This window comes from Odoribacter sp. (genome assembly GCF_985060555.1).
Window position 1 is genome coordinate 49,942 of record NZ_CFKYFN010000101.1, and the last position, 13,260, is coordinate 63,201.

9 protein-coding genes are annotated in these 13,260 nt (G+C 41.8%); all 9 read right to left on the reverse strand.

What is annotated here, in order from left to right; translation table 11 throughout:
• Window positions 1-86: 86 nt before the first annotated feature.
• The 9 genes from AC5RDS_RS13720 to AC5RDS_RS13760 all read right to left on the reverse strand — a co-directional run bounded on the left by AC5RDS_RS13720 (window position 87) and on the right by AC5RDS_RS13760 (window position 13,206).
• Entirely contained in the window at window positions 87-1,751 is a 1,665-nt protein-coding gene (locus AC5RDS_RS13720) for a PKD-like family lipoprotein (protein ID WP_172720458.1), read from the reverse strand.
• A gap of 12 nt (window positions 1,752-1,763) precedes the next feature.
• Entirely contained in the window at window positions 1,764-2,525 is a 762-nt protein-coding gene (locus tag AC5RDS_RS13725) for a DUF4843 domain-containing protein (RefSeq protein WP_146752591.1), read from the reverse strand.
• A gap of 13 nt (window positions 2,526-2,538) precedes the next feature.
• Window positions 2,539-4,005 carry a RagB/SusD family nutrient uptake outer membrane protein gene (locus tag AC5RDS_RS13730; RefSeq protein WP_022159972.1) on the reverse strand — a complete coding sequence of 489 codons (1,467 nt, stop codon included), beginning with the start codon at window positions 4,003-4,005 and terminating at the stop codon, window positions 2,539-2,541.
• Window positions 4,006-4,016: 11 nt separating this feature from the next.
• Window positions 4,017-6,773 carry a SusC/RagA family TonB-linked outer membrane protein gene (locus tag AC5RDS_RS13735; protein WP_493714466.1) on the reverse strand — a complete coding sequence of 919 codons (2,757 nt, stop codon included), beginning with the start codon at window positions 6,771-6,773 and terminating at the stop codon, window positions 4,017-4,019.
• Between the two features lie 352 nt (window positions 6,774-7,125).
• Window positions 7,126-8,526: a hypothetical protein gene (locus AC5RDS_RS13740; protein ID WP_118103805.1), complete on the reverse strand. Its 1,401-nt coding sequence runs from the start codon at window positions 8,524-8,526 to the stop codon at window positions 7,126-7,128.
• A gap of 271 nt (window positions 8,527-8,797) precedes the next feature.
• On the reverse strand, window positions 8,798-10,315 hold the full coding sequence (locus tag AC5RDS_RS13745; protein ID WP_147347718.1) for a hypothetical protein: 1,518 nt from the start codon (window positions 10,313-10,315) through the stop codon (window positions 8,798-8,800).
• Window positions 10,316-10,410: 95 nt separating this feature from the next.
• Complete coding sequence (locus AC5RDS_RS13750) at window positions 10,411-11,382, reverse strand: hypothetical protein (RefSeq protein WP_118103809.1); 972 nt, start codon at window positions 11,380-11,382, stop codon at window positions 10,411-10,413.
• Between the two features lie 44 nt (window positions 11,383-11,426).
• On the reverse strand, window positions 11,427-12,980 hold the full coding sequence (locus AC5RDS_RS13755; protein ID WP_118103811.1) for an RNA-binding domain-containing protein: 1,554 nt from the start codon (window positions 12,978-12,980) through the stop codon (window positions 11,427-11,429).
• A gap of 16 nt (window positions 12,981-12,996) precedes the next feature.
• On the reverse strand, window positions 12,997-13,206 hold the full coding sequence (locus AC5RDS_RS13760; RefSeq protein ID WP_091824851.1) for a helix-turn-helix domain-containing protein: 210 nt from the start codon (window positions 13,204-13,206) through the stop codon (window positions 12,997-12,999).
• Between the last annotated feature and the right edge of the window lie 54 nt (window positions 13,207-13,260).

The window sequence follows — 13,260 nt, forward strand, 5'->3', positions numbered from 1 at the left end:
AACAGGAACAACGGATAAAACAGGCACAACGATAAAGAAAGTTTTTATCTGTTTTCACTGTTTTATCCGTTTTCACTAATTAACTGTCAAATAAACATAATATCTTTGATACTGCCAAATCCTTCGTGTACTTGTTCGGAAGGGAAAGTACCGTTCTTATCTACCCTACCCGAAGAGTTGAGGTTCAATACCACAAATTCGCCTTTTCCGTTCGGCAAATTGAAAGCAATCCCTAAGCTACGGAATACAGAATGTCCGTAATCCGAGAAAGTGTCGTTATAATCTGTCTCTCTTTTAGAACCGACGTCTTTCCGGGCAAAACGCATGATTTCTACCTTAGCAGTCGGATCCGGATGTTGATAAATCAGGGTCGAAGTACCGCCTGCCCCGAAATCCAGCCGATAGATTTTATTATCGACTGCATAAAACAGCAAACGGTTGAACGAGCAACTGGAAGCCATCGGCGTATTGACCTCTATACCCGAGGACAATGGGAAAGCAGCATAGTAAGTGAAAGGATAATCCTCTTCATCGCTTCCCCACAACGGATAACCGTGAAATTCATATACATAAGCATAGTTGATCGTCTTATTGATCGTAAAAGCATAGGCAGCCACCCGGGCCTGAGGAGCTCTCATAGACGAACCATACCAATAACCGGTTCCCATATAGACCATCTCCTGATTGGCATCGATCTGATTCAAATCGATGCCGGGAATATTGTTTTCGTCCTTTTTCACAAAATCCATCGTACAATAATTCTCACTGGCCTCGTCGAAACTGGCATATTGCATATTCGAACTATTATCATTCCGGAAATGCAGGAAACGGTGGCCTTTGCTATCGTATACCAGAGAAGTCCAGCCGACACAAGTACCGTGTGTAATATTGTAATCTCCCAATACCTGGGGCGACGGATTCACCCGGTAAAGTTTGGATTCATAGGCAGATCCCTGAAACAACGATCCGTTGCAAATACAAATCCGGCCGTACATCTCACCTTCACAAGCACCTACTTTAGTCACATCGAAATACGGAGCATGATTCGGGAAAACATAACGCGGGACACTATCGTACAGCATAAATCCTTTATCCTGCATCAAAATTCCCGACTCTTCGGGATTATCGGTGAAGCAATAAAATAAAGTCGTCGGACTGTACTGGGGATTATAAAAAGCATTGAAATAGTTAGCAGATCCCAGGCGTACCGGTTTGCCTTTCAAATGTTGTCCTCTTTCTTTGAAATACACATCTTCGCTGACCTCCATCCGATCGCCGATATATTCCACCGCTCCCAGTCCTGTTTGTCCCTCTTTGGAATGTAACACCATCCAGGCCCCTTCATACGGTTTGGCTACTTTCAGTTTCACCGGAAACAGATAACTTGCTCCTGTTTGGGTGTCATGGATATAAAACCGGAGATAATGATTGTAAGAGAATTTTTTATCGGCCGGATCGATCCTGATAGCGACTGTATCGGCTGTGCTGACCAGATCACCTTTAAACTGATCCGAAGCACTATTATAATACCATTCGAATTTCAGATTCGTCGTATCGGTTGCTAAAGACTGCCTGATTTCCGGACGGATCACAAAAACCGTATCGACTTTACGTACACCGTAAGTTTCTTCCAACTTCACTGCGACTTCGTTGATTGTCTTATAATCGTAATTTCCTTCATCGTCGTAACAACCGATCGCCAGAGACGATAAAAGAAACAGAAATATATAAAATAAAAATCTACTTCTCATAATTCATAAAATTTAAGCGGGATCAAAACTGATTAAATTACCATTTTCATCTTTCAGGTGATTATCCGGATTCATCGTGTTATAATATTCCAGAGCTTCCACCAATTGCGGTTTGTAGCGATTGATATACCCCGGTCCATAGGTCAGGATACTCAGGTTCATCATTTTAAGGGTCATAATCATAAACCGGGCTTTATTTTCACTGTACGGTCCGAGATAAGGGGCTATATAATTTTCCCAATCCCCCTCATATAATCCCAGCATATCGAGTGTGACCTCATCGGTAATGGTCAACTCATAATGCCGTAAAGTATCGATTCCTTCGGCTACATCCGAATTGGCATAATCGAAAACCAGATCGGCCTTATACTCTTTATGCCGTTCTGCCGGACGATTTACTACCACTTTTAAAATAGCCCGGTAAGCCGAATCTTCGATCACATAAGGATTTAAAAAGCTAACTTCGGCTTCCGGCCAACCTCCGACAGGAACCGATTTCAAAGAAACTTTCAAAGGTTGGCCGGCCGGTGCTCCCAATAACCTGATCCGAACCGTCATCGTATCACAGGAAATAGAATCTCCTTTCAGATTTTCTCCGAAATTCAGGGAAGCAGCCAAAGTGGTAGGGTCGTAAGTGTCGCTTCCATTCTTGTCCACACCGACAAAACTAACACGTGGAATATCGTTAAATTCCAGCATATCTGCATAATGGCAACCGGTAAACAGCCAGGAGCCCAGCAGGAATCCTAAAATATATTTCAAACAAGTATTCATATTCTCTTTCATTTTATTTATCCACTTTACCAAATTCTACTTCATTATCAGGAATAGAGAAACGATAGTTAGCTTCCGTCATATCGATTTTCAACGGACAATCCTGGAAAGTTTTATAAGCATGCCGTTTGTAATAATACCACAACTGACCTTCTGCATAAAATTCTTTCCGATACTCTTTCATGATATTATATTCCCGGTCATCTTTACTTTTATAGACGACATCGTCACAACCCCTGGCGGCTCTTACCTGCGACAACCAGTTGGCAGAAACCTTATCATCGCTTTCACACTCGGCCAGGATATAGTACATCTCCGACAAACGTATTAAAGGAACCGTATTCTGTACAGCACTCGAAAAAGCCCCTTTCTGCTGATATTTCAGAGAAACAGCCGATTTGGCTTCAAACGAAAATCCCTGTCCTTCGCGGTAACGCATATCATTGGCTCCATCTACACTTACATCGAACATTTTGTCCACCCGTGATCTATCCTGCAAATAATAGAAAGTACTGGAAGGAGAAACCTTAAAATCGACCTCTACCTGGTCATCGAAATCAGGTACACTGATCGAAAAGAGCAATTCGGTAGAAAAAATCCGGTCGGTAGAATTATCCATCACCAAAGCGAAATAATTATTTCCTTCTTTGTCCTTCCCATCGATCACCGCCTTGGCCATACGTGCAGCATTCTCTTTATCGCCCTTCCACAAATATACCCGGGCGGCCAAAGCCTTCACAGCGTACTGATTCATCCGCTTGAAACGGTATCTCAGGAAATCGTCCAATCCCAAAGTTTCGGTCGTAAAGCCGGAAGGGAATTCGATATACATGGGGTCTTTAACCAATAAAGCTTCGGCAGCTTCGATATCTCTGAGTATAAATCCGATCACTTCTTCTGCGGTACTGAACGACTTTTCTTCCCGGTTAAATTCCGTACGATAGGGCAGAGACAACGACGAAGGACCTGCCTGGGTATCGTAGATCGGCCCGTAAAGTCGCAACAGATCGAAATAAACAAAAGCCCGTAATCCCAAAGCTTCCCCTTTCATGATTTCATAATAATCGGGAGTAGTGAGTACCTCTTTATTCTTATCGATCCACGTCAGGAAATTATTGATATTGGCAATGACTTTATACATATTTTTCCAGATCGAATTGACATATCCTTCGGTCTTTACCGAGGGAAATTTATACCAGTCATTATCGGCAAATTTCAATTCGGGGATATCGGAACCTCCTCCCGGCTCATAGCGCTGCGCCAGAATATCCGTAATCCCGTAAGATAACTCTCTGCCATAAAGATCTTTACTGGCCAGAAGTAAATAAATACCTGTCAGATTTTCTTTGAATCCTTGTTCCGTACTGAAGAGGACATCCTCTTCAACCGCCGTCTTGGGTTTAACATCCAACCAATCCTTACAAGCCACTTGCAGCGAAGCAAGTATAAGCAAGAAACCGTATATTGCTATTTTCTTCATAATCGTTTATATTAAAATACCAGACTTAATGACATAGATACCTGACGGGAGAAAGGATAATCGATACCTCTTTCCATTTTAATCGTAGACAAGCGGACTAAATCTTCCAGATACAGGGCAACCGAAGCACTGCTCAAGCCTACTTTCCGGATAAAATCATGGTACCGCCTTTCAAACCGGTAGGAAACATTCAATGTTGAAAGGGTAAATTCATTGTTGTCCATCACGAAACGGGAACTGGCTTTGGTACTTTGTCCGTTGACATCTGTCGTCACCCCTTTGAAGAAAGTTTTATCACCCGGTTTTTTCCAGCGGTCGGTAAAAGCACGTTCGTCCACATTCATCCGCAAATTGGCATTCTCGACTTTCTCGATCAACGTGTAGTTGTACATCTGTCCACCGAATTTATAGCCACCGATCAAACTCACACTCAATCCCTTCCAGTTGAAGTTGGCTGAAAGTGTTCCTTGCAGTGTAGGTTCGGTATCTCCCAGAGGTACCTGATCGAGGGCATTCCAGTCGAAAGTACGTTTTCCATCGCGGGTCAGCAGAATTTCCCTACCCGAGGTCGGATCGATCCCGAGCGAACGTACTCCCCAGATGATCGACTGAGAATATCCCTCTACATATTTAGGCAACGGCCGGGAAGTCACTTTCTCGGCAGCTTCGGTATTCCGAACCTTCAAAGCATTGGAAATCCGGGCAATCCGGTTATCGTTGTGGCTACCGTTCAACACGATATTAAAGTTCATCTGTTTTTTCAGATTATTGTAAGGCATAATCCGAAGGGTCAGCTCATACCCTTTATTATCGATGTCTCCCAGATTATCCTTGATCGTCTCGAATCCGATAGAAGGAGCTAAAGTGAAATCGAGCAGGGTATTTTTAGTAAACTTCTTATAATATTCCACCCGTCCACTGACAAATCCCCGGAAGAAATTAAAATCCAAGCCCACGTTCCAGTTACGGGTCTGTTGCCATTTCAAATCGGGATTTCCCATAGACATCAATACCGAACCGGCGACATCCGAACTATGATACAGTTTCATCATACCGTCGTAAGAATACATCTGTAAAGACTGGTAAGGCGAAAAGCCCTGTGATCCCGTGATCCCGTAAGTTCCGCGCAATACAAACTCATCGACGAAACCGAGGCTCTTGATGAAATTTTCTTTATCCATATTCCAACGTACACCGGCCGACCAGAAAGGAGCGAAACGGTTGTTACGTCCGAATTCCGACGAACCGTCGATACGGATACTACCGTCGACTGCATACCGTTGTTTATAAGAGTAGTTTACCGTACTCACAAAACCGATCGAACGGTTCGTTCCTTCGTCTCCCGAGGTTGTCGTCAGTTCGTTCCCCAGGAACACTTCATCCATCTTATCGTTGGGAAAACCCTTGACATTTACACCGGCAGCATGGGTGTAACGCTCGTCGATATCATAACGGGCAAAAACAGACACCAGATGATCACTATTGAATACCTTATTATAACTGGCTGTCAAGCTGACATTATAATTGGTACCTTTGTTATGTGTCCAGTTATAGCTACCCCGGTCTTCCACAGCTAAACCTTCGAAATCGGTATGGCTGGACGGTTTGAACTGTTCCAGATCTTCTTCGGTTTTCGTCAAGGTGATATCGGCAGAAATACGCAGACTCTCGATCGGAGTATATTCGGCCCGGAAAGAGTTTCTCACCTGAAACTGTTTGTTCTGATCTTTCTGATGAAACTGAATATTATACATCGGATTCATCGTCGGAGTACTATAACCTCCGATATAACTGACGTACCCATCTGTAGAATAAACATGATTATCCAGCACTTTCGAAATAGCCCCGTTCTCGTCGTAAATCCGGTAATAAGGGTTCAGCATGGTATAAGTCTGAAAAGTTCCATACGGAGAGGTCCGGTCACCTACTGTAAAATCGATACTCAATTGATTGGATACCAATAATTTGTTAGTACGATAACGCAGGTCTATACTACCGCTCTTCGTATCTACCCCTGTCCCCTTCATCACTCCGGGAGCTTGATTTATACCGAAATACAATTTATAACGCAGGGTATTATCACCACCTTCCAGGTTAAAACTATGCCGGTGATTAAAAGCCGTCCGCACCGGTTGAGCGATCCAGTCGGTATTTACCCCCCGTTGTACATCGAGATACTTAGCCAGATAGAAATTCTGCAAATTACTGGCATTAGAAGCCGTATAGCGTTCGTCGTAATATCCGGCCTGACGTTCGAGTTCGAGCTTATCTGTCGCATTCAGCAGATGATAAACACTTAAATCAGGAGTCTGATATTTATAATTGCCGGAATAAGAGAACCGTAATTTTCCTTTTTCAGGAGCTTTGGTTTCTACCACAACCACTCCGTTGGAAGCCCTGGAACCATAGACAACCATGGCGGCAGCATCTTTCAGGATCGTAATACTTTCGATCCGGTCAGGGTCCAAATCGATGATCGTACTGATACCCACTCCGATAATACCGTCCAATACAAATAGAGGCTGGTTGGGACGGGTGTCGATATCTCCACGCATGATCACCACGTCCTCTCCGTCATAATTGCCCATATTAGCCTGTCCACGCATTTCGAAATCGGGTAAAGCATTGGGGTTGGATCCGGCAACGTTACTGACATTCATGCGGAATCCCGGATCGATCATACTCAAAGCACGTAAAACATTGTTGGAGGTCAGTTTTTTGATTTCTTCACCCGTAACCGTAGTGGCCGACCCGGTAAAACCTTCGATTAAATTAGTTGAAAGTTTGTAAAGTTCATAAAGTTTATAAAGTCGTTAGCCCTTGCGGAACGCTTGGTTAAGTGGCAAGGTAATACAGTACTTGGAATATTTATTATATTCTTCTGATAATCAGTGACTATGTTCTTGTTTTTATTTTTCATTCCACTTTCTTTATTCGTTTTTTAATGGAAGCAGGGGCTTCCAATCATTGTCCGTTTTCAATTTTCATTTGTCCATTTTCTTGTAGCGGATTCCAGCCAAAAGAAACGAACGTTTTTATTTTCGTAAAGAGAAACAGATTTTAAGAAAAAAAGGGTGAAAGAAAGCAGAACTTTTTTTCTTTTTTTTAAGAATAATTGAATTAACGCCGCAAACTGATCTTTTTCTCCTTTCTGCACACCGTACCATCATTCAATACTCCTTCCAGGATAAAAGTACAGTGGTCACAGGCATCATCCATAAAAAAGCGGACATGAGTAGGTTCGGAAGTTTTCAGCTTAATATTGGGATTCCAGTAAACGGTGGGACGTATATCCGTCGAATCGGCCATGGCCAGACGGACCGAGTCGACATCGTAACGGGGAATATAAAAATCTACCGGTTTCTGATACCCTAGCGGTCTGAATACAGATAAGCCTCTCTGTTTTAGCCGTTCCGGCCGGTAATCGAAATTTTCTGTAAATATCAACGCTCCATCCGGGGCTTCCTGCCCAAAATAAAAATAAGACATTCTTTCATCCAACAGGCTGATACTTAAAAACTGTTCCGGATTCATCATCATAATCCGGTCGAATTCTTCTGGAAAATCATTCAATACCAAATATAGTTTTTTGCCCCGGTAAGTGATTTCTTCCCCGATCACCATAACACCGGGAATTTCCATAAGGGCCGTACGCATATCTTTCTGTTTCATAGCAGCCAACCGGGCAGAATCCAGCATATACCGGGCCGAAGCATCATAGAAAGAATAATTTTTTTTCGGAGGAGTCCTCCTGACCAAAGCTTCGTCGAGCACATATACTTTCACGCCATGGTCGTAATAAAAATCACGGCCGAATTGCTTATAAAACTCATCTTCTCCGTTCGCTTGCCGACGTTCATACGGAATTTGAATCTCAGGCGCCAGATATACTTCCGAATCGATAATCACTTCTACCCCTTTTCTCCCTTTACTATTTCTGGCCTGTACAATGAAACCGGTATTCTCAGGGAAAGAAATTCTTTCCACCAAAAAATGCCCTGTGCTATCCGCCTGCAATACATCGAACTGCATATTTGTCGACAGCAAAGTCAATTGTGCATCTTTTGCCTCTTTTCCCCAGAAGTTTTTTACTCTCCCCGAAATAGTCTGTCCGCGTTCCATATAATAATCGAGTTGTTCAAACTCTCCGGCAGTGACAGCACCGACATCGAAACGAGTCCATCCTTGTGTCAGCAGCAAAAGATCCAGACAACGGTCCGTAGCCCGGTTTACCTCCCGGAAATAAAAGCCCGGATCTTCGATATACCCTTTCAGATCGGAATTCAGCAGCAGTTCAGAAACAATATTGTCCTGCAGGGAATCGCGCAACACGGCAGCATCGTCCGTCACAGACAGCGAAAAACGCCCCTCCCTCAGCGAATCACTGCTTAAAATAAGTTCAACATCGACCGCTTCCCGGCTCATATATCCGTCCCGATCCGTTCCGATACGAAGATCCGTTTTTTCCGGATGACGGATAAAACATAACCTTTGGCTATAGATCCGGCAACGATAATCCATAAGACACAAATGCAATATTCCCTCCTCAAATCTAACATGTACTGATAATCAGTGATTTACGAAAGTATTGGTACAAAATTGGAACACCATAAGCATCTTGGATGTTGTCCCTCAATAACTATCGATAAGCATCCGTGCGATGCTCTTCCTATTCTTCTTTGTCCTTATCTCTGTATTTCTTTCTTTTGTTGGTGCAAAGGTACAAAAAATTCTTTATCCAAGAGTATTTTTATTGGATTAATGTGGATTTATAGAAAAAAGACATCCAATACTAACTCTTATTAGGTCTAATACAGAATCTTTTCAATCCTCGCATCACACGTGTAAAAAACATACGTATCTTATATTGGGGGGTATCTGTTTTGATGAACATTTTCTTCATCTGTTCGCCTCCTTCTGGACTGACAGCAGTAATTCTCAATGGGAAATCGGCTAATGAAAATTCACGTCTATCATTGAAAACATTTGCGAATGAATTTCTTCCAAGAATGCGTTTTTGATAATAACACCTGAGAATATATGTCGTCCACTCACGTATATTACTTACGTTGAATGAAAGAATTTTGCCATCTACCTTTATAGCAACATTACCAAACTCTTTGACCCCTGTTTCTGAAAATTCACTTAGTAGTGGAATGGTTCTTACAATATTTGCATCTGACGCCATTCTTCCAGTATGTAGGAACTTTGATCTATATGAATATAGTTTATGAAACACCTTACCAAGATCGTCACCCAAAAATTCCGCAGACAAATTGCGGACTCTATTTGCAATTTTATAAATAACAGCACCACATTCTTTACATGTTTCATGATGCCCCTCTGTTGCTGTAGCACATTCTACTGCTGATAAATACGACATCAGTGCTGAAGTCATATATTCCACCTTATTCCGTTGGTCTCTTTTAGTTAATCCTATAGTTCCAAATGGAATACCAGCAATAGCTACATCTCCCATTCTTAATTCGGTTTCAATACCAATTTGAACATGCTTGCATGAAGAGATAAAAAATTTTTCAATCTCGCTTCTCTTTTCGAAACGTCCTATTGACAATAATCTCTTACCTATAAAATTATATGCATAGCTTGAAATGCAAATTTTCCAGTTATCTATCGCTGGATAATAATCTACATAGTCATCTATAAATGGGCTTGATGATTTACTTTCTGGTAATAGTTCATTTTCTCTCACAGAGAACTCTTCAAACGAACAGTAGATATTTGTTTCAACAGTAAGAAATGCACATAATTCATACAATCTTTCAAGTGCTTGCTGCTCTGCTTCAAATTTATCTATAGCATCCACATAAAAGAAGAAATCAAAACCGCCATCACGGGGAATGATACTAAAATTGCTTGCATGATACTCTGCGAAACGAATTCTTTTTAATTTCGCAAATACATTAGCTTTACATAAAAAAAGCTTAGTTTTATCAATACAGGCTCTAGCATCATTGATTAAAAGTGTTAATCTCTTTATTTCTTCATGTTTGAGTTTTGATGTAGGACGCATTACTAACAAAGAGTCAATATCTCCTTTCTTATGGTACTCCAAAGCGAAGTATAATTCACCTATGCTCGTCTGACAAAACCCCAAAACTGAGACCGAAGTTTTTTTCCCAACGTACTTCCCTGGAAAATAAGCCCAAGGAGCTCTATCTACACAATGTTTGGGGCAAATATGTGTATTCACTTGGTTCCACAATGAAACCAAAAATTTATTTGACTCAATATAGCCAGATGATTTTACTGGTATTTTTTCAAAATCTTTCTCTGTATCAGCAAACATTGGAGTTTGTGTCAACTCGTAAGGATGTGTATATGAAATAATCATTATAGTTGCCTATGTTCTCTTTTAGTAATAATGGGGAACCGTTAGTTCTTTCAATCATTCTTTGTAACTATATTCTTCAGAACCACTAAATCAGCTTCCACGCCCTCCTTTGACACCAATGAATCCTTGGGCAGCACGGAGTAGTTTTTGGCAATATTCTCCTTCTTTCCACTGAACCATTCGCAGAATGCTGTTTGGAGGAAAGAGTCACCATCAAGGTTGTCTTTCCCGTTATACTTTATTATATTGGTGACGAACTGCTTCAACTCGGCATTGCGCAGTTTCTTGTTCAATGGGATGTATAAATCCTTATTGGCTACCACCTGTCCTGTCTCAATAAATAGTTTCACACTGTCACATACTTTCTCTACATTTTCTACAGAAGTGCCAGCCAAGGAGAATACCAGCATGGTATATTCTTCTGTTTTAGCCAGTCGCCTCTTTTGCTCTTCTTCCTGACATCGCTTGATTTCAGCTTCAAGGTTGAGCAGATGCTCCCGTCTTTCCAGCACATCAGAAACATTTGCAGACAGGACATTGATTTCTTGAATACGTTCTTCGTTTTCCTTGGCAATATTCTGCTTAATTTCTGCCACTCGTTGATCCACCAACTTTTGAACAACTTCTGGAAGACGGTCTTGAATCTCTCTAATGACTGCATCTGTGTTGCCTTCTGGCAAACGCTTCACATTTTCTATGAAAGGAGTTAATTCTTGTTCCAGCATATCCTCTTGCTTAGTAGAAGCCTCTTCTGCTCTTTGTAGAGCGAGAATCACATCAAGATAATCCTTTCGTTTCTCTATCTTAATTTGATAGAAGCTAGTAAAGACGAGAACTACAATTTTATAAAGAAGTACAATTGTGGCACAAATATAGAAATAAGGCATGTACGACAGCAATTCTTTCTCAACCTTATCAAGATTGACAAAAGCACCAATAATCATCATAGCCAGGGCTGCAACTATTGCCAGTGCTGCAATTCCATATACTATCTTTTCTATTATTTTGAAAAACTTTACCATATCTCTGCTTTCTATTATCACCTATATAGAAACCATTTGCCATATTATTCCTTCTTGTTAAGGATTACCCATTTGCCTTCCTTACGACCACCTTCACGTATTATGATTCCAGCAGCTTGTAGCTGAGAGACATACCGTTGCAAAGTCCTGAACTTAATACCAGTTTTTTGCGCCAGTTCGCTCGTTGTGATATATGGGTCAAATAACATTTCTTTTACGATAACCTCTTGAACTTCAGTTAGTTCTTTTACGCCATCTTTTACGCCATCTTTTACGCCATCTTTGGTAACTTTGCCATCATTAGTTACGCCTAAATCCATCGTTGTTTCCTTACTGGTAAAGTAAGGATGGCAAGGAATGTCAATAAGAAAATAGGTTCTCTCTTCATCCGTTTCAATCTTTGCAGCTGGAGATCCATTGCCCTGTAGTTCGTCCTGAATAGTAGGGATGCCAGTAGCTCGGCCTTCTGTGAGGTCTAATTCTTTCAGGAACTCTCCCAATCTGCGGTTGCGATAACGACGTGAACGTAGCGATATACCTTTTTGGACTGCCTCCATCGGAATTGTATGGTTTGGGCCAGAAAAACTCAGAATCGAAATACGTTCAGGTTCCACAGTTATCTCAACTGGTTCCCGAATCGTCCAGTCTCTATGATACAAACTATTGACAACAGCTTCTTCCAGAGCCTGATAGGGATAGTTGAAGAATGTTATGGATTGTGCCCTGTCCTTGGGCTTGATAATCTGTTTCTTGATGATGTTGATGTTCAGATAGCTTAACGTTTTCTCTATCATCTGCGGTACACTGCCCCTGATGGGTTCCACCTCTATCAAGTTATTGGGATTCTTTTCTCTACCTTCAGGGAAAAGAACTATATCTATCTGCGCTTGACGGAAGAAGCGGTCTGGGCGTTCTGAGAACATCATTGCTGCTACATTCTTGATACGCCATCCTTCTGGCACAGCCTCTAATAAGTCCATCTGCTCCAGCACATCCTCCATGTGGTCTGTCAACGAAATGTCTGCAAGACTACTCTTGACCTTTACAAGATAATCATGCAAAAGCAATGGCGATAAATCCGTCAGCTTGATGTCATCGTTTCCACGGTCATCAAAGGGCATACGATTTGCAAGGTTTATCAATTCACGCTCGTATTCGTCTTTTGGAATGATACTGCTACTATTGTAGCGGATGTAGTAGTTATACGTCTTCTGCTTAGCAGTTATCTGGTCAGGCACCTTGTATGGTCTGCGCTCACCTGGAGAGACCTTGATTACAAGAATCGTCTTTCCGTCAGCTACCTCTATATACAATCGGGGCTGATAGTATGGGCGTATCAGGTTATTGAACCCGACCATATCTTTCTCGATAGGTTCTATCTGGTTAGGGTCAATGCCTGTAACGGGCCTTATGGCATGGCCGTTCTCTTCTTTTACTCCCACCACGATATAGCCGCCACCTGTTTCGTCAAAGTCATTGGCGAAAGCACAGATAGTACGGTATATAGCATCAGGGTTCCAACCTGTCTTGTATTCTATACGGTCACCTTCTACTGCTCGTCCGCTCAGAAGTTCTTCTATGTTGATTGGTAGTCTCATATTTCCTGTTGTCTATTTATCGTTCTTTCGTTGACCAAAGCAAATCCTTCACATCAACATTGAGGCTTCTGGCGATTTCCACCAAAGTCTCCAAGCTGGGTTGTGATGCATTGGTACACCATTTGCTCACCGAAGCAGGATCTTTTCCTAACTGCTCAGCCAGCCACTTATTTGTTCTCTTTTGTTCGGCTAAAACCACCTTTAGCCGATTGATGTCCTGTGCCATTATGCCTATTTATCGTTGTTTATGATGCAAAGGTACTGGTTTTCTCTGAAATAA

Coding starts and splice junctions, on each gene's coding strand:
- AC5RDS_RS13720 (WP_172720458.1), bottom strand. CDS start 1,751: ATGAGAAGTAGATTTTTATTTTATATATTTCTGTTTCTTTTATCGTCT.
- AC5RDS_RS13725 (WP_146752591.1), bottom strand. CDS start 2,525: ATGAATACTTGTTTGAAATATATTTTAGGATTCCTGCTGGGCTCCTGG.
- AC5RDS_RS13730 (WP_022159972.1), bottom strand. CDS start 4,005: ATGAAGAAAATAGCAATATACGGTTTCTTGCTTATACTTGCTTCGCTG.
- AC5RDS_RS13740 (WP_118103805.1), bottom strand. CDS start 8,526: ATGGATTATCGTTGCCGGATCTATAGCCAAAGGTTATGTTTTATCCGT.
- AC5RDS_RS13745 (WP_147347718.1), bottom strand. CDS start 10,315: ATGTTTGCTGATACAGAGAAAGATTTTGAAAAAATACCAGTAAAATCA.
- AC5RDS_RS13750 (WP_118103809.1), bottom strand. CDS start 11,382: ATGGTAAAGTTTTTCAAAATAATAGAAAAGATAGTATATGGAATTGCA.
- AC5RDS_RS13755 (WP_118103811.1), bottom strand. CDS start 12,980: ATGAGACTACCAATCAACATAGAAGAACTTCTGAGCGGACGAGCAGTA.
- AC5RDS_RS13760 (WP_091824851.1), bottom strand. CDS start 13,206: ATGGCACAGGACATCAATCGGCTAAAGGTGGTTTTAGCCGAACAAAAG.